This is a genomic window from Pseudomonas sp. AB6 (assembly GCF_034314105.1).
GTDB lineage: Bacteria > Pseudomonadota > Gammaproteobacteria > Pseudomonadales > Pseudomonadaceae > Aquipseudomonas.
This window is the reverse complement of record NZ_JAVIWJ010000001.1, coordinates 4,365,083-4,382,095: the sequence shown is the minus strand read 5'-3', so window position 1 is coordinate 4,382,095 and position 17,013 is coordinate 4,365,083. Positions and strand designations below refer to the sequence as shown.

The 17,013-nt window shown below is 54.1% G+C and carries 18 protein-coding genes and 1 pseudogene; 7 read left to right on the top strand and 12 right to left on the bottom strand.

Annotated elements, in window-relative coordinates:
• The first annotated feature begins 166 nt into the window (after positions 1-166).
• Together RGW60_RS20630 and RGW60_RS20625 are read left to right on the top strand one after the other, a co-directional pair.
• On the top strand, positions 167-1,543 hold the full coding sequence (locus RGW60_RS20630) for a glutamine synthetase family protein (RefSeq protein WP_322206329.1): 1,377 nt from the start codon (positions 167-169) through the stop codon (positions 1,541-1,543).
• A 121-nt stretch (positions 1,544-1,664) separates the two neighbouring features.
• Positions 1,665-2,306 carry a TetR/AcrR family transcriptional regulator gene (locus RGW60_RS20625; protein WP_322206328.1) on the top strand — a complete coding sequence of 214 codons (642 nt, stop codon included), beginning with the start codon at positions 1,665-1,667 and terminating at the stop codon, positions 2,304-2,306.
• A 159-nt stretch (positions 2,307-2,465) separates the two neighbouring features.
• Here the strand turns inward: RGW60_RS20625 and RGW60_RS20620 are convergent, their stop codons facing one another.
• The 3 genes from RGW60_RS20620 to RGW60_RS20610 all read right to left on the bottom strand — a co-directional run bounded on the left by RGW60_RS20620 (position 2,466) and on the right by RGW60_RS20610 (position 6,346).
• On the bottom strand, positions 2,466-3,104 hold the full coding sequence (locus RGW60_RS20620) for a peroxiredoxin (protein WP_322206327.1): 639 nt from the start codon (positions 3,102-3,104) through the stop codon (positions 2,466-2,468).
• Positions 3,105-3,724: 620 nt separating this feature from the next.
• Positions 3,725-5,107 carry an OprD family outer membrane porin gene (locus RGW60_RS20615; RefSeq protein WP_322206326.1) on the bottom strand — a complete coding sequence of 461 codons (1,383 nt, stop codon included), beginning with the start codon at positions 5,105-5,107 and terminating at the stop codon, positions 3,725-3,727.
• Between the two features lie 798 nt (positions 5,108-5,905).
• Complete coding sequence (locus tag RGW60_RS20610) at positions 5,906-6,346, bottom strand: hypothetical protein (RefSeq protein WP_322206325.1); 441 nt, start codon at positions 6,344-6,346, stop codon at positions 5,906-5,908.
• Between RGW60_RS20610 and trmL the strand changes: the two genes are divergently transcribed.
• Positions 6,345-6,800, top strand: a complete 456-nt coding sequence (gene trmL / locus RGW60_RS20605; RefSeq protein ID WP_322206324.1) for a tRNA (uridine(34)/cytosine(34)/5-carboxymethylaminomethyluridine(34)-2'-O)-methyltransferase TrmL — start codon at positions 6,345-6,347, stop codon at positions 6,798-6,800. The genes RGW60_RS20610 and trmL overlap by 2 nt on opposite strands.
• Positions 6,801-6,905: 105 nt before the next feature.
• Here trmL and secB read toward each other — a convergent pair whose 3' ends face one another.
• Genes secB through RGW60_RS20590 form a run of 3 tightly spaced genes read right to left on the bottom strand, consistent with a single transcriptional unit; the run spans position 6,906 to position 8,103 of the window.
• Positions 6,906-7,394: a protein-export chaperone SecB gene (gene secB, locus RGW60_RS20600; protein ID WP_322206323.1), complete on the bottom strand. Its 489-nt coding sequence runs from the start codon at positions 7,392-7,394 to the stop codon at positions 6,906-6,908.
• A 39-nt stretch (positions 7,395-7,433) separates the two neighbouring features.
• On the bottom strand, positions 7,434-7,688 hold the full coding sequence (gene grxC / locus RGW60_RS20595; RefSeq protein WP_322206322.1) for a glutaredoxin 3: 255 nt from the start codon (positions 7,686-7,688) through the stop codon (positions 7,434-7,436).
• Position 7,689: 1 nt separating this feature from the next.
• Entirely contained in the window at positions 7,690-8,103 is a 414-nt protein-coding gene (locus RGW60_RS20590; protein WP_322206321.1) for a rhodanese-like domain-containing protein, read from the bottom strand.
• A 146-nt stretch (positions 8,104-8,249) separates the two neighbouring features.
• Between RGW60_RS20590 and gpmI the strand changes: the two genes are divergently transcribed.
• The 4 genes from gpmI (at position 8,250) to RGW60_RS20570 (ending at position 13,373) form a co-directional block, all read left to right on the top strand.
• Positions 8,250-9,785, top strand: a complete 1,536-nt coding sequence (gpmI, locus tag RGW60_RS20585) for a 2,3-bisphosphoglycerate-independent phosphoglycerate mutase (RefSeq protein ID WP_322206320.1) — start codon at positions 8,250-8,252, stop codon at positions 9,783-9,785.
• Positions 9,786-9,930: 145 nt separating this feature from the next.
• A complete protein-coding gene (locus RGW60_RS20580; protein WP_322206319.1) occupies positions 9,931-11,202 on the top strand; it encodes a murein hydrolase activator EnvC in 1,272 nt (423 codons plus the stop codon).
• Between the two features lie 34 nt (positions 11,203-11,236).
• On the top strand, positions 11,237-12,571 hold the full coding sequence (locus RGW60_RS20575) for a S41 family peptidase (RefSeq protein ID WP_322206318.1): 1,335 nt from the start codon (positions 11,237-11,239) through the stop codon (positions 12,569-12,571).
• Between the two features lies 1 nt (position 12,572).
• Positions 12,573-13,373: a divergent polysaccharide deacetylase family protein gene (locus tag RGW60_RS20570; RefSeq protein WP_407074100.1), complete on the top strand. Its 801-nt coding sequence runs from the start codon at positions 12,573-12,575 to the stop codon at positions 13,371-13,373.
• Positions 13,374-13,428: 55 nt separating this feature from the next.
• Here RGW60_RS20570 and RGW60_RS20565 read toward each other — a convergent pair.
• From RGW60_RS20565 to hisB, 6 genes and pseudogenes are all read right to left on the bottom strand, one after another.
• Positions 13,429-13,659, bottom strand: a pseudogene (locus RGW60_RS20565) (hypothetical protein); the annotation flags it as partial.
• A 70-nt stretch (positions 13,660-13,729) separates the two neighbouring features.
• Positions 13,730-14,500 carry an imidazole glycerol phosphate synthase subunit HisF gene (hisF, locus tag RGW60_RS20560; RefSeq protein WP_322167142.1) on the bottom strand — a complete coding sequence of 257 codons (771 nt, stop codon included), beginning with the start codon at positions 14,498-14,500 and terminating at the stop codon, positions 13,730-13,732.
• 48 nt (positions 14,501-14,548) lie between these two features.
• Positions 14,549-15,289 carry a 1-(5-phosphoribosyl)-5-[(5-phosphoribosylamino)methylideneamino]imidazole-4-carboxamide isomerase gene (gene hisA, locus RGW60_RS20555; protein WP_322206317.1) on the bottom strand — a complete coding sequence of 247 codons (741 nt, stop codon included), beginning with the start codon at positions 15,287-15,289 and terminating at the stop codon, positions 14,549-14,551.
• Between the two features lie 93 nt (positions 15,290-15,382).
• A complete protein-coding gene (locus RGW60_RS20550; protein ID WP_322206316.1) occupies positions 15,383-15,643 on the bottom strand; it encodes a DUF2164 domain-containing protein in 261 nt (86 codons plus the stop codon).
• Positions 15,643-16,281, bottom strand: coding sequence for an imidazole glycerol phosphate synthase subunit HisH (gene hisH / locus RGW60_RS20545; protein ID WP_322206315.1), 639 nt, complete (start codon positions 16,279-16,281; stop codon positions 15,643-15,645). Before hisH ends, RGW60_RS20550 begins: the two co-directional genes overlap by 1 nt.
• Complete coding sequence (gene hisB / locus RGW60_RS20540; protein ID WP_322206314.1) at positions 16,281-16,874, bottom strand: imidazoleglycerol-phosphate dehydratase HisB; 594 nt, start codon at positions 16,872-16,874, stop codon at positions 16,281-16,283. Before hisB ends, hisH begins: the two co-directional genes overlap by 1 nt.
• Between the last annotated feature and the right edge of the window lie 139 nt (positions 16,875-17,013).

Here is a 17,013-nt window from a genome sequence, read left to right as displayed (position 1 = left end):
CCCAAGAACTCGGATACGCTTTTTTTGCCCTAAATTGCCGCAAAAAGCCCCCTCCAGTGCTTTTTTGGGGCAAAAAAAGGCTCTATTGACTTCATCATGGCTTTCGGATTGACTGAAACCCGCAACGCTCGATGATTGATATTTTTAACAACAAAGGTGTTTCATCATGTCGGTACCCCCGCGTGCCGTTCAGCTTAACGAAGCGAACGCGTTCCTTAAGGAACATCCTGAGGTTCTGTACGTCGACCTTCTGATTGCAGATATGAATGGTGTAGTGCGCGGTAAGCGCATAGAACGCACCAGCCTCCATAAGGTTTACGAGAAAGGCATTAACTTGCCTGCCTCTCTGTTTGCCCTGGACATCAATGGCTCGACGGTAGAAAGCACCGGTCTGGGTCTGGATATCGGTGATGCTGACCGAATCTGTTATCCAATCCCCGGCACTCTCTGCAACGAACCTTGGCAAAAGCGCCCTACTGCGCAGTTGCTGATGACCATGCACGAAATAGAAGGCGAACCCTTCTTTGCCGACCCCCGCGAAGTTCTGCGTCAGGTCGTCAGCAAGTTCGATGAAATGGGCCTGACTATTTGCGCCGCGTTCGAACTTGAGTTCTACCTGATCGATCAGGAGAACGTGAACGGTCGTCCCCAGCCACCGCGCTCGCCGATTTCTGGCAAACGCCCTCATTCGACTCAGGTTTACCTGATCGACGACCTCGACGAATACGTTGACTGCCTCCAGGACGTTCTGGAAGGTGCCAAAGAACAAGGCATTCCGGCTGACGCCATCGTCAAGGAAAGTGCCCCGGCGCAGTTCGAAGTGAACTTGCACCATGTCGCTGACCCAATCAAAGCGTGCGATTACGCGGTGCTACTTAAGCGCTTGATCAAAAACATCGCCTACGACCACGAAATGGACTCGACCTTTATGGCCAAACCCTATCCGGGTCAGGCAGGTAACGGTTTACACGTCCATATCTCGATTCTTGATCGCGATGGCAAAAACATCTTTACCAGCGAGGATCCCGAGCAGAACGCCGCGTTACGCCACGCGATCGGCGGTGTGCTCGAGACCCTACCGGCGTCGATGGCGTTCTTGTGCCCGAACGTCAACTCCTACCGTCGTTTTGGTGCACAGTTTTATGTGCCTAACTCGCCGTGCTGGGGCCTGGATAACCGGACTGTCGCCTTGCGCGTACCAACCGGATCGGCAGACGCTGTACGTATCGAACACCGGGTAGCCGGTGCCGATGCCAACCCTTACTTACTGCTGGCCTCCGTGCTGGCGGGCGTGCACCACGGCTTGACCAACAAGATCGAGCCAGGCGCACCCGTGGAAGGCAACTCCTACGAGCAGAACGAACAAAGCCTGCCTAACAACTTGCGCGATGCCCTGCGCGAGCTGGACGACAGTGAAATCATGGCGCGCTATATCGATCCGAAATACATCGATATCTTCGTCGCCTGCAAGGAAAGCGAGCTGGAAGAGTTCGAACACTCCATCTCCGACCTTGAGTACAACTGGTACCTGCACACGGTGTAACGCTGTGCCGTAAAAAAGAACGCCGTCGGCCTTATGGGCTTGCGGCGTTTTTTTGTCGTTCCGAGCTGGGAGACCAATGTGTCGCGTACAATCCCCGCTGCCCCTGCACCGGAAATCATCCATGACTCGCCCCGTCACCGCCCGCAAACCCCGCGCTCGCAGCCAAGCTCGTATCGATTCGATTCTCGACGCCGCCCGCACGCTGCTTGCCACCGAAGGCGTGGCCAGTTTGTCGATTTACTTGGTGGCCGAACGCGCGCAGATTCCACCATCGTCGGTGTATCACTTTTTCGCCAGCGTTCCAGCCCTGCTCGAAGCCTTGACCGCCGATATCCATGCGGCCTTCCGCGCCTGCCTACAAGCGCCCATAGCGCACGATCAGCTCAGCAGCTGGCATGACTTGTCGCGCTTGGTTGAACTTCGAATGTTGAGCATCTACAGCGCCGATGCCGCCGCCCGCCAATTGATCCTCGCGCAACACGGCCTGACCGAGGTGACCCAAGCCGACCGTCAGCACGACATTGAGCTGGGCCACCTAATGCAGGAGCTTTTCAACCGGCATTTCCAGCTTCCGGCGATGCCTGTCGACGTTGATGTTTTTGCCTTGGCGATGGAACTGGGTGACCGGGTCTATGCGCGCTCGATACAGTTGCACAACGAGATCACGCCGCGTTTAGCTGAAGAAGGCATGCGTGTGTTCGACGCTTACTTAGGGCTGTATTTGCCACCTTATCTGCCCAAGCGGGAGTCGCTTGACAGCTGACTCACTGGCCGGATCTTCCCGGTGCTTGCGTCTCAGCTCGTTGGCACGATGAAACTCTGAGTTGTCGGCTCTCGATAACCCGTACCAAGAGCAAAACAGGAATGCAGATATCTAAAGGCCGAGCTTGTTTGCTATCGGCCCTTTTAAAACACGAAACTGCTAACGATTAGGTTGTGGGGTCAAGCGCAAGTAAGGGGTGACTGCGGTGTAACCCTTGGGAAAGCGCTGCTTGATTTCGTCTTCATCCTTGATTGACGGCACAATTACCACATCATCTCCATCCTGCCAATTTGCGGGGGTCGCGACCTTGTAGTTATCGGTCAATTGCAGCGAGTCAATTACTCGCAGAATTTCATGAAAATTACGTCCCGTGCTGGCGGGGTAAGTGATGGTCAGCCGAATTTTTTTATTCGGATCAATCACGAACAGAGAGCGCACGGTCAGGGTGTCATTGGCATTGGGATGGATCAGGTCGTACAGGTCTGAGACTCTACGATCAGCGTCCGCCAAGATAGGAAAATTGACCGAGGTGTTTTGGGTGCGATTAATGTCATCAATCCATTTCACATGAGAATCGACGGGATCAACTGAGAGCGCGATGGCCTTCACATTGCGCTTGGCGAACTCATCTTTGAGCTTGGCGGTGAACCCCAACTCCGTGGTGCACACCGGGGTGAAATCTGCCGGGTGTGAAAACAAAACGCCCCAACTGTCGCCTAACCAATCATGAAATCGAATGTCTCCTTCGCTGGATTCCTGCTCGAAATCGGGGGCAATGTCGCCAAGTCTTAAGCTCATTATTAAATCCTCTTGATTAATAGTTAGCTAACTCTGCCCCTCGGCTCTGAGTTTCAATAAGAATTAATATCGATGTAGTTAGAATATTTTGGAATAACTTAAATTTTCAACACGTTTTTTACGAATAACATTACTAGAGCCCAATGAAACTTTCACATATGTCAGTAAACGGGGGGTTATTTTTCACACCTGTTTCACCTCCCATTTACGTATGCCTCGGCATACTTTACGCACAACGTTGGTAAAGCCGGATTCCTCACCTAAGTTTTACCAATCTGACCGTTGATTACGTTTCATCCAAAGATCCACAAACCAAATCTAGCAAGCTTCCAGTGTTGCAGGGTCAGCTCAATGCAGTTCCGGGTAAGGCTTTCCCGCTTCTGCGTTCCGGCAGGCTTCGCCAATCCTTCAAAAATAATTCCCGGTTTTGGGCTTGGCTCTATCTGGGCTTCGTCGTGTTAGTGGGGACTTTACTGTGTCTGGTCCTGTCATCTTTACGAATGTGCCAAACGTCAGTGCTGCAATCGCATCGAATTCAATTGGATCATTACTCGCCGTACATCAAATCTCACGCATTAAAAAGCCCCGCACGAGGGCGGGGCTTCTTCAACTCGCTACGGTCAAAAGAAAGCGTAGGTGTAGTTGAAGATCAGACGAGTCTGATCGGTGCTACGGGTGCCGCCGTTACCAACAGTTGTATCACCACCAACATGGTAGCTACCGGTCCGCAGAGTGGTACCGAAGCCTTTCAGGTAACCAGTCTGAATCACGTAGTCGATACGCGCATCACGTTCCCACTCGGAGAAAGTCTGGCTGCTGCCAGCGAGAGAGCTCTTGATGTCATCACCCTTGAGGTAGGTGATCGAGGCTTTCAGGCCAGGAACGCCGATGCGGGAGAAATCATAAGCATACTGCGCGAACTTGGTTTTCTCACCGGCACGGATGAAGCCGTTGACCATAGAGTCAGTGAACAGATAGAAACTGGTGCCGCCGTTGTCTTCGCTGTTCAGCGCGCCGGCAGGTTTGCCGTCAGTGCTCACGTTACCTTGGTTCAGCAGAACGAAACCGCCGCTGTCACTAACACTCTGGTAACCGGCCAGGAACGAATTGCCGCCCAACTGGTAAGTGAAGATTGAGCTCCAGGTTTTGTTGTTAACTTCGCCTGCGTTGTCCGCGTAGCCACCGTTGTTGTTGAACGCGTAACCAGCGGTGCCGCTGCTGTTTTTACCGGCAGACCGGCTATTGAAGTAACGCAGGTCAGTCTTGAACGACTGATCATTACCCAACGGTAGGACGTGAACCAAGCCCAAGAAGTCTTGTTTGTAGAAGTCTTCCAGGTTTGCGTGGTAGTACTGCAAAGTCAGGTCTTTAGTGACCTTCCAATCGCCACCCGCGAAACGGAACTGGTTGCTGTTGTTGTAGGCACCAGCAACCGACAGGCCGGTGCTGTTGGTCGATGCACGACCAGTGGAGTGTTCCAGCTGACCAGCAACCAATGTCACGTTATCGATGTCTTTGGACGTGATGATGCCACCGTCAAAGTTTTGCGGCATTGCACGGCTGTCGTTCGACAGCAAAATTGGCAGTTGTGGGGCCAAAGCGCCACCAACGTGCAATTCGGTTTTCGAGTAACGGAACTTAACGTTTGCGTCGCCCCGAGCCAAGTCATCTACAGCCGAGCCGTCGTGCTCGCTTGGCCAGAAAGAGTTACCTGTAGCAGGGTGGTGACCTGAGCCGCCATCAAGGTGCAGACCGTAGAGCATCTGGGCGTCAACACCAACACCAATGGTGCCTGGAGTGAAACCTGAGATGTAGTCAAGCTTCAGAACTTCACCGGTTTCACGCTGGTTGTTCTGAGTAACGGACGGCGCGTGGTTGTCGTTCTCGTAGTAAAACGTACGGGAACTGAGATTAAGTTTGCTGTCTTCCAGGAATCCCGCAGCGCCTGCTTGTTGGGCCAATACGCCAACAGCGATAGCCAGCGCTAAGCTTGACTTGTTCATGTTTTGCTCCTCAACGTTCTAATTCTTGTGTTCCAAGGCTTGGGGATCTGACGCCCCTTCCACCACGGATGTGCGAATAGCACTAAAGTGTGACCATCAAGTCAACACAATACTGTCATCTACCGACCTTGGTCTAATGCCTCTCCAAATCTTGGATGGAGATTAAATAATATTTCATTATTCGAAAAAGAATTGTTTCGCTCTTTTTCAGACCAAAATGGAATATTAAACCGCATCTACCAAACCAATAGCGCTTTGTCGCCATTAGAATCCACTTTTATTCAGATAAAGAATAAAAGCATCATCACTTATAACTAAATCACGATTCTCATCAAGAAAACCGTGACGTGGACCTTATTAATGGCTCATGAGTAGCGTATCGGGCTCTGAGCACTTAAAAGACATCAACAGAAATTTCTCAAATTAAAGTTACAGTTTGTGTATTTCCTACAAATTTTTTTGCGTGAGTGACGCCGCTGGCATCGGTCTATCAAAGCCTGCGAGCACTGCTAAAATAGCGAGAGCCCTAAAAATGCATCAATTTAGTGTCTAGCGTGCTTTCGATGCTCACATTACGTGCGAAAACAATTTTGAAAGCATCTGGCCGACCTGATGCTCGTCCAGCAGAAACGACCAAAAACGGCTAGAAACTCACGCCATCATGCCCCTCCAAATAGAAACCAGCTTTTATCAAGCGCGTAATTAAAAACTGGCACGCACCCTGCAATAATTTATTTAACATTAGAAGCAGCCCAGTTTTGGGGACCTTGGTACAGGCAGGCCGGGGATTCCCCTCTTTTATTCTTGTCGGAGACTGATCTCTAGTCTCCAGCGCCCGCCCACTTTCGTACCGTGCCAGTCACCGTGCAAAGGGCGGGCTGCTAACAGGTTGAGCAACAACCCCCCATCCGCACGTTGCACTTTCCAGCGAACATCTTTGCCACTCAATTTGAACTCGCCTTTTTGCGATTTCCCTTGCGCATTGAATAGCATTGCCAGCGAACCCGACACCTGCTCAAACTGCACTTTCGGTTCATCGCTAAACCACAACACCAGACCGTTATCAACCGGTTCAATCTGCTTTAGCTCCAGCGGATCGGGCGCTGTCAGCCGACCGATCATCAAGCCGACCATCACACCCACAATGGCCATCGAGCCGAGCACCTTCGGCCAGAGTTTCGGTCTCGGATCCTCTTCGGGGTTAGAATGCTGCCCGCCTTTCAATTCGGAGCCGTGCATGTTTCACGTCATCCTTTTTCAACCAGAAATTCCGCCGAATACCGGCAATATAATCAGGCTGTGCGCCAACAGTGGCTGCACCCTGCATTTGATTGAGCCATTGGGTTTTGAGTTGGACGACAAGCGTCTGCGCCGCGCGGGGCTCGATTACCATGAGTACGCTAACCTACAGACCCATGCTGATTTGCCGAGCTGTCTTGAAAGTATCGGCCATCCTCGCCTGTTTGCTTTTACCACAAAAGGCTCGCGGCTCTTTCACCATGCACGGTTTGAAAAAGGCGACGCATTTCTTTTCGGCCCGGAAAGCCGCGGCTTGCCCACTGATATTCTTGACTCCCTCTCAAGCGACCACCGCTTACGCTTGCCGATGCGCGAAGGCTGCCGCAGTTTGAATCTGTCGAATACAGTGGCGGTTGCAGTATATGAAGCATGGCGCCAGATGGATTTCGCTTGAAAATCTCGGTCTTGGGCAACTGCACGAACTCGGACCTGCAAAACACCGCTTAAAAAAACAATAAAAAAGCGCCTCGAAAGGCGCTTTTTCAGTTCAACCTACCGCTTATTGCACGGTTGGGGTTTCGCCAGACTCCTGCATGCGGGACAACTCTTGCGCGTACAGCGCATCAAAGTTGACCGGAGCCAGCATCAGTGCAGGGAATGAACCGCGCACGACGAGACTGTCGATGGTTTCACGCGCATACGGGAACAGGATGTTCGGACAAAACGCGCCAAGCGTGTGGCTCATGCCCGCCGGGTCCAGACCCTTGATCAAGAAGATACCTGCTTGCTGAACTTCCACGATAAAGGCTACTTCGTCGCCGTTATTGACGGTAACTGACAGCGTCAGAACAACTTCGTAGAAATCGCCCTCCAGCGGCTTCTGACGAGTGTTCAAATCCAGGGCAACACTTGGCGACCACTCCTGGCGAAAGATCGCCGGGCTTTTTGGTGCTTCGAAAGATAAGTCACGCACGTAGATTCGCTGCAAGGAAAATTGCGGAGCTTCAGCGTCTTCTGCTACAGCGCTGTTAGTCGATTGATCGGTCATGTCAGGTCCTTCTTAATAAGGTTCTGTAGGGTTTCGGATTCAAGCCTGAAGCAGCGCGTCGAGCTTACCGGCACGCTCTAGGGCAAACAAATCATCGCAACCACCCACGTGGTTTGCGCCGATCCAGATTTGCGGGACGGAAGTACGTCCGGCTTTCTGTGTCATTTCAGCGCGAAGCTGTGGCTTGCCATCGACTCTGACTTCTTCGAAGGCAACACCTTTGCTTTCCAGCAGTTGCTTGGCGCGCATGCAGTAGGGGCACCAATCGCTCGAATAGACGATGACATCAGCCATATCACTTCACCAGAGGGAGGTTGTCGGAACGCCAAGTGGCAATACCGCCAGACAACTTGGCTGCGGTAAAACCTGTCTTGAGCAATTCGCGGGCGGTAGTGCCAGCGTGCTGACCCTGAGCGTCAACGATAATAAGGGTCTTGGCCTTGTGTTTTTCTAACTCGGCAATCCGAGAAATCACCTTGTCTTGCGGGAAGCTGAGGGCGCCAACAATATGCCCAGCCAAGAAGTCTTTGGCTGGACGGACGTCGATAACCACGCCCTGATCATTGTTGACCAGCGACGTCAGCTCGCGAGTGCTGAGGCTGCGACCACCTTTGCTGATCTCTGTCGCGATCAACAGCGCCAGCAGAATGGCGAAGGCGCCAGCCAGCAAATAGTGGTTAGTGGCAAATTCAATCAGATGAGCAACCATCAGTAGGTTCCAGGGCGTTAAAATGGCGGCCAGTATACACAGCACCCAAGGTCGGCCAAAGCCCGTACGGCAGTGACGCCGTTTGAACTTGGCTTTAAAATGCCGATCTGTTTTTTTACTTCGTTCATTAGCCGCGAGTGGATTCTATGACTGCCACGCCAAAACCTTTGGTTCTGATCATTTTGGACGGCTTCGGACACAGCGATAGCCACGACGGTAACGCTATCTTCGACGCCAAAATGCCGGTGATGGATCGCCTTTATGCAACCCAACCCAACGGCCTGATTTCGGGCTCGGGAATGGATGTCGGTCTGCCGGACGGGCAGATGGGCAACTCTGAAGTGGGCCACATGAACCTCGGTGCAGGCCGCGTCGTGTACCAAGACTTCACCCGGGTTACCAAATCAATCCGCGACGGTGACTTTTTCAAGAATCCAACTATTTGCGACGCCGTTGATAAAGCCGTCAGCGCCGGTAAAGCCGTGCATATTCTGGGCCTCTTATCCCCTGGCGGCGTACACAGCCATCAGGACCATCTGGTCGCCATGGCCGAATTGGCCGCTCAACAAGGCGCAGAAAAAATCTATCTGCACGCCTTCCTTGATGGCCGCGACACGCCACCTCGCAGCGCCAAGGCGTCATTGGAGTTGATGGACGCGACTTTCACCAAGCTGGGCAAAGGCCGGACCGCCACCATCATTGGCCGCTATTTCGCCATGGACCGCGACAATCGCTGGGACCGTGTGGCATGCGCCTATAACCTGATCGTCGACGGCGCTTCCGAGTACCAGGCGGCCACCAGCGAGGCCGGGCTCGCATCGGCTTACGAACGCGGCGAGAACGACGAATTCGTTAAGGCCACCAGCATCGGCGAAAAGGTCAAGATTGAAGATGGCGACGCCGTAATTTTCATGAACTTCCGTGCGGACCGCGCGCGCGAGCTCACGCGCGTTTTCGTTGAAGACGACTTCAAGGGTTTCGAGCGCGCCCGCCAGCCGAAACTGGCCGGTTTTGTCATGCTCACGCAATACGCCGCCACCATTCCCGCGCCGTCAGCGTTTGCCGCTGGCAGCCTGAAAAACGTACTCGGCGAATACTTGTCGAACAACGGCAAAACGCAGCTGCGGATCGCAGAGACGGAAAAATATGCCCATGTGACCTTTTTCTTCTCTGGCGGTCGTGAAGAACCGTTCCCCGGTGAAGAACGCATTTTGATCCCATCGCCAAAAGTCGCCACGTACGATCTGCAGCCCGAAATGAGCGCCCCGGAAGTTACCGACAGAATTGTCGACGCCATCGAACAACAGCGGTTTGACGTCATCATTGTCAACTATGCCAACGGCGACATGGTCGGTCACAGCGGCATCCTGTCGGCGGCAATCAAGGCTGTCGAATACCTCGATGTGTGTATCGGCCGAATTGTCACCGCGCTCGATAAGGTCGGCGGAGAAGCGCTAATCACCGCAGATCATGGCAACGTTGAACAGATGTCCGACAAAAAAACCGGTCAGGCACATACTGCTCACACTTCGCAGCCAGTGCCCTTCATCTATGTGGGCAAACGCGATTTAACCGTCCGCGAAGGCGGCGTTCTGGCGGATGTAGCGCCCACCATGTTGCAGTTGATGGGTATGGAAAAACCCGAAGAGATGACCGGTCATTCGATCTTGTTGGCTAAATAAACTGCGCTAACACGGGCCATTTACCCCCCCTGCATCGGTTAATTACCCAACTCGCCCCAAAGCAGTAGCCTTGGGGCGTTTTTTTTGCAGCGCGTGGCGGGCATACTAGGCTCTGTCCAAACTCCTCCTTGGTGTCGCCCGCCCCATGCTTCGCGCCCTGATAGCCCTCGTTCTCATGTGCTTGCTCAATCCAGCGTTCGCCGATGAGCGCGCGCAGACCCAACAACAGTTGGACGCTGCCCGCAAAGATATTACCGAGCTGAAAAAACGCCTGGGCGAGTTGCAGCAGGAGAAATCCGGCGTGCAGAAAGACCTGCGCGGCACAGAAACTGAGATGGGCAAGCTGGAGAAGCAGGTGGAGGCCCTGCAAAAAGAACAAAAAAAGACTGAAGTCGAGCTGCAACGGCTCGACCAAGAGAAAAAAAAACTACAAAGCTCCCGCGCTGAACAACAGCGGCTCATTGCAATTCAGGCCCGTGCTGCTTATCAGGGCGGCCGCGAGGAATACTTGAAACTGCTGTTGAATCAGCAGAACCCGGAAAAATTCGCTCGGACGCTGACGTATTACGACTATTTAAGTCAGGCACGCTTGGCGCAGCTGCGCAATTTCAACGAAACACTTAGCCAGTTGGCGGGCGTTGAGAAAGACATTGATCTGCAGCAAGCGCAGCTGCTAGTACAGAAAAGCAACCTTGAAGATCAGCGCCAAGCCTTGGACAAAGTTCGCCAAGAACGCCGTCAGGTCCTTGCAAAGCTTAATCAGGATGTGAAAGCGCGCGACGACAAACTACAAATCCGCCAGCAAGAACAAAGCGATCTGGCGAATGTGCTGAAAACCATTGAAGAAACTTTGGCTCGACAAGCGCGCGAGGCCGAAGAAGCTCGCCAAAAAGCCTTGATCGCGAAGCAAGAAGCGGAAAATCAGCATCAGCGTGATGAAGAAGCACCGGTAAAACACCCGGCCAAAGCGCCTGGCGCATTGGTTTCCAGCGCAGGCGCGTCTTACGGTGGATCTTTTGAGCAAGCAAAGGGAAAACTTCCTTGGCCTGTTGATGGTCGATTGTTGGCGCGCTTCGGTGACACGCGCGGCGATGACGCCCGAACCAAGTGGGATGGCGTGATGATCAGCGCCCCTGCCGGCAGCCAGGTACATGCCGTTCACGGCGGTCGGGTGGTGTTTGCCGACTGGTTGCGCGGAGCGGGGCTTCTGGTCATTCTCGACCACGGCAACGGCTTTTTAAGTTTGTACGGCCATAACCAGAGTCTGCTCAAGGACGCTGGCGATATTGTTAAAGCGGGTGAAGCGATTTCCACGGTAGGTAACAGTGGGGGTCAAGAAACACCGGCGTTGTATTTCGCTATACGTCAGCAGGGTCGCCCTAGTGACCCAGCGCAATGGTGCCATGTTCAAGGATAAGCTGGCGCCAACCTCAGGTTTAGGAGTTCGTTCGATGCTGCATTTGTCCCGCCTCACTTCGCTGGCTCTGGCTATTGCGATCGTTATCGGCGCTCCTCTGGCATCCGCCGCAGAAGCCGTAAAACCTGCGGCACCTGCACCAGCCGCCACGACCGTTACCACCGCTAAAGCACCTTTGCCACTTGAAGAACTGCGCACGTTCGCCGAGGTAATGGACCGGATCAAAGCCGCCTACGTCGAACCTGTCGATGACAAGACGCTGCTGGAAAACGCCATCAAAGGCATGCTCAGCAATCTTGACCCGCACTCTGCTTATCTGGGCCCTGCAGACTTCGAAGAGCTGCAACAAAGCACCAGCGGCGAATTCGGCGGCCTGGGCATCGAAGTGGGTATCGAAGACGGCTTTATCAAAGTGGTCTCACCCATCGACGACACCCCTGCGTCGAAAGCCGGTGTTGAAGCTGGCGACTTGATTGTCAAAATCAACGGCGCTCCGACTCGCGGTCAGACCATGCAGGAAGCGGTCGACAAAATGCGCGGTAAAATCGGCGAAAAAATCATGCTAACCCTGGTACGCGACGGCGGCACTCCGTTTGACGTATCACTGGTACGGGCGACCATTCAGGTTAAAAGCGTCAAAGCTCAGATGCTGGAAAATGGCTATGGCTATATCCGTATCACCCAGTTCCAGGTCAAGACAGGCGAGGAAGTCGGAAAAGCATTGGCCAAGCTGCGCAAAGACAACGGCAAAAAAATGAGCGGTTTGATACTGGACCTCCGGAACAACCCCGGTGGCGTGCTGCAGGCCGCGGTTGAAGTGGCGGACCATTTTTTGACCAAAGGCCTGATCGTTTACACCAAAGGCCGCATTGCCAACTCCGAGCTGCGCTTTTACGCCGACCCGGCTGACGCCAGCGAAGGCGTACCATTAGTGGTATTGATCAACGGCGGCAGTGCGTCAGCATCAGAAATCGTTGCTGGTGCACTGCAGGACCAGAAGCGTGGCGTATTGATGGGCACCGAAAGCTTCGGCAAGGGTTCGGTGCAAACCGTGCTGCCTCTGGCCAATGACCGCGCGATTAAAATCACCACGGCGCTGTATTACACACCTAACGGCCGGTCGATTCAGGCCCAGGGTATCTCGCCAGACATCGAAGTACGCCGCGGCAAGTTCACCTCCGACGCGGACAGCGAGAACTACAAGGAAGCCGATTTGACCGGTCACTTGGGTAACGGCAACGGCGGTGCGGATAAGCCTACTCAGATGAGCAAAGCTGTAACCGCGAAGGCACGCCCACAAGACGATGACTTCCAACTGAGCCAGGCATTGAGCTTGCTCAAGGGCTTGAGCGTAACGCGCGGTAACTGATATGCAAGTGCGGCTGCCCAAATGGCTGTTATCGCTATCGCTAAGCTGGACCGGCGTTGCTTTCGCAGCTCCGGTTGAGCTCATGAAGACTGACCACGTGCCGCCGGTTGTTTACCTCAGCCTGATCATCGACGACCTTGGTCAGAGCCCTTCCGGTGACAGTCGTGCCTTGGCCCTCCCCGGGCCAGTCACACTAGCGATTATGCCAGACACGCCACACGCCACCGAGTTCGCCCGCCAAGCTCATCATGCGGGCAAGACCGTGATATTGCACATGCCCATGGACCCGGCGACTGGACCGTTTGCCTGGCATCCCGAATTGCCTCTCGCCGAACTGGAAAAACGCCTGAATGCTGCGTTACTTGCCGTGCCGTACGCGGCGGGTCTTAACAACCACATGGGCAGCCGGATGACGATCGAACCCGTAGCGATGAGTTGGCTAGCGGCCGAATTGCAGCGCCGCCACCTGTTCTTGCTCGACAGCCGCACCAGTGCCAAGACCGTAGCGGCCGCCGAAGCTCAACGCATTGGGCTGGCCAGTTTGTCGCGCGATATTTTTCTGGATAATGAGCGCACCACTGAAGCCGTGACCGCGCAGCTTAATGCCGCCATGGTATTGGCACATAAGCAAGGCTCCGTGGTCATTATCGGCCACCCCTACCCGGTCACCCTCGACGTACTTGAACGCGAACTACCGCGGCTCAAAGCACAAGGTATTGTCTGGATCAACCTGCGCCAAATGATCAGCCTGCGCGGTAATCAAGCGATGGCCCAGCACGGTAACAACGGGGTTTATCGCTGATATGCAGAAGTTTTGATTGCGTACAGCTCGCCGCTACAAATACCGAGCTGTAACCGACCCCGGCGGCAATGCCGACAATCCTGCCCTCCGGGGCGAAGTTTTTGCCGTCCACAGCCATGTTATAAGGCGGAAAATTTTCCGTCAGTAACACTATCGAATAGGTAGGGACTGTGCCTGTTGATACCGCATCCACTACCGATGTCTTGCTACTCATCTCTGCCGCATTAACGGCACTCGCCAGTAAAAGGCCGAGTCCTATTACGGTAAGAAGAACAGGTTTGAACATGTGTAAGCCTTCGTCCATGACAGCTTTAGAGTGAAGCGCGACGGCATTGATGTGTAGTAGCCATCAATTTTTAGCGCATTACGATGCCGCGACTGGCCATGTAGGCCTTTGCTTCAGGAACGGTGTATTCACCGAAGTGAAAAATACTCGCCGCCAGCACTGCACTAGCATGGCCTTCCAACACACCGGCGGCCAAATGTTCAAGATTGCCCACACCGCCAGAAGCGATCACTGGAATCCCCAGCGCATCGCTAATGGCTCGGGTTACCCCCAGATCGAAGCCGTTTTTCATGCCGTCTTGATCCATGCTGGTGAGCAAAATTTCACCAGCGCCCAACTCTTCCATCTTCTTGGCCCACAGCACAGCATCCAGCCCTGTCGGTTTGCGCCCACCGTGGGTGAAAATCTCCCAGCGCGGCGTTTCGCCCGGCAAGGAAACACGCTTGGCGTCAATGGCGACCACGATGCACTGCGAACCGAAGCGCGCAGCTGCCTCGCCAACAAAGTCGGGATTGAATACTGCGGCGGTATTGATCGACACCTTGTCGGCGCCCGCATTAAGCAGATTGCGGATATCTTGCACGGTGCGTACACCACCGCCCACGGTCAGCGGGATAAAAACCTGGCTGGCCATGCGCTCAACGGTATGCAATGTGGTATCGCGGCCATCAACGCTGGCGGTGATATCGAGAAACGTAATTTCGTCCGCGCCTTGCTCATCATAGAGGCGGGCAATTTCCACCGGATCACCGGCATCGCGAATATTCTCGAATTTGACGCCTTTGACCACTCGACCGTTGTCGACATCAAGGCAAGGGATGATGCGTTTGGCCAGGGCCATGGGACCTATCCTCCGAAAACAGTTTGAACCTACAGGGCAGTCAACGTCCTACTGCGGCTTGTAACCATCACAAAAGGCCTGAGCCTCAGCCACATCCAGCGTCCCTTCGTAAATCGCCCGGCCAGTGATTGCGCCGATGATTCCTGGCGACCGAGCGTCCAGCAACGACTTGATGTCGCCCAGGTTGTGAATGCCACCTGAAGCGATCACCGGGATCCGCGTTGCCGCCGCCAGTGCCGCCGTGAACGGAACGTTGCAGCCCTGCATCATGCCGTCTTTGGCGATGTCCGTATAAACAATGGCCGAGACGCCGTCCGCCTCGAAACGCTTGGCCAAATCAATCACCTGAATGGTACTGATTTCAGCCCAGCCGTCGGTGGCGACGAAGCCGTCTTTTGCATCTAGACCCACAATGATTTTGCCGGGAAACGCACGGCAGGCTTCGGCAACAAATGCCGGATCTTTCACCGCTTTGGTGCCAATGATCACGTAGCTAACACCTGCTTTGACGTAGTGCTCTATGGTTTCCAGCGAGCGAATGCCACCGCCAATCTGGATCGGCAATTGCGGGTAGCGTCTGGCAATCGCCGTCACCACGTCGCCGTTGACTGGCTGGCCTTCAAACGCACCGTTCAGATCGACCAGATGCAAACGACGGCAACCGCCGTCTACCCACTTGGCGGCCATGCTTACGGGGTCATCGGAGAACACCGTGGAATCTTCCATACGGCCTTGGCGCAGTCGCACACAGGCACCGTCTTTAAGATCAATAGCAGGGATAATGAGCATGCATTTTTCCTTCGTCAAAAGAGCTGCAAGCTTCAAGCGGCTAGCTACAAGCTTACAGATATCACTATTCTTGCAGCTCGAAGCTTGAAGCTTTCAGCTGCTCTTCTCCAACGCCCACACGTCGCTTTCAATGCTGTCGAACCTCTCTTTGAGGAGCGCCTGCACATCGAAAATCGCACGATTGTAATAATGCGGAGCAATTTCACGGGTGAACAGCTCTAGGATCTCAGCCGCCTCGAACGAACCGAGGTCCAGTTCGAAACGCTCCTCCATGAACCGTTTAATCTTATGGTTCGCCTCACTTTCCTGCTCAGACGTCAGGGTCAGGATCGGCGGTTTGGCCTTTTTGGCCATTACCAGCGACCGTCCCATGCGGCGAAGTTCTGCAACAATTGCAGGCCATGGGTATGGCTCTTCTCCGGGTGGAACTGCACGGCAAAGCGCGAGCCTTCTGCCAACGCCGCAGCGAAATCGAGACCGTAATGGCCGCCACCCACCACCTGCCGCTGATTGGCAGCATCTATGTAGTAGCTGTGAACAAAATAGAACCGTGCCATGTCCGGAATGTTGTGCCACAACGGATGCTCGACGATTTGTTTTACTTCGTTCCAGCCCATGTGCGGCACCTTTAGATGCTCACCGTCGTCGTGCAGGTCCTTGCCGAAAAAGCGCACTTGGCCGGGAAACACACCGATGCAATCGACACCGCCGCTCTCTTCGCTGCGCTCAAGCAGCGCTTGCATACCCACACAAATTCCGAGAAACGGACGGTCCTGGCTGACTTCGCGCACCAGTTCGTCAAAGCCCAAGCGACGGATTTCAGCCATACAATCGCGGATGGCGCCAACGCCGGGAAACACCACACGGTCAGCTTCGCGAATCACTGCGGCGTCGCTGGTGATCAACACCTTGCCTGCGCCAACATGCTCCAGCGCCTTGGCGACGGAGTGCAGGTTGCCCATGCCGTAATCGATAACTGCAACGGTCTGCATCAAAGCACGCCTTTGGTCGACGGCATTTGTCCGGCCATGCGCTCATCAAGCTCAACAGCCATGCGCAGGGCACGACCGAAAGCCTTGAATACGGTTTCAATCTGGTGGTGAGTATTGGCTCCACGCAGGTTGTCGATGTGCAACGTTACATTGGCGTGGTTGACGAAGCCCTGAAAAAACTCTTGAAACAAGTCCACGTCGAAGCCGCCAACGGTGGCGCGGGTATAGGGCACATGCATCTGCAAGCCTGGGCGACCAGAAAAGTCGATGACGACACGCGATAGTGCCTCATCAAGCGGCACATAGGCGTGGCCATAACGACGAATGCCTTTTTTGTCGCCAATCGCTTTACTAAACGCTTGGCCCAACGTGATACCGACATCTTCCACCGTGTGGTGGTCGTCGATAGCCAAGTCGCCTTTGCATTCGATATCCATGTCGATCAATCCGTGTCGGGCGATCTGATCGAGCATGTGTTCAAGAAAAGGAACGCCGATATCAAATCGGGCCTTTCCGGTGCCATCCAGGTTAATCGAGGCTTTGATCTGGGTTTCCAGAGTGTCGCGCTCGACGGATGCCTTACGTTCGGTCATCACTAACTCCGCAAAATCATTGGGCGAAAAGGGCGAGCATTATAGGCCTAGAACAGGCTGGCATGAAGCAATCAGATACACCGCACATCCTGTGAGAGCGAATTCATTCGTGAAGAGGTCGGCATGTCCAAATCAGGGG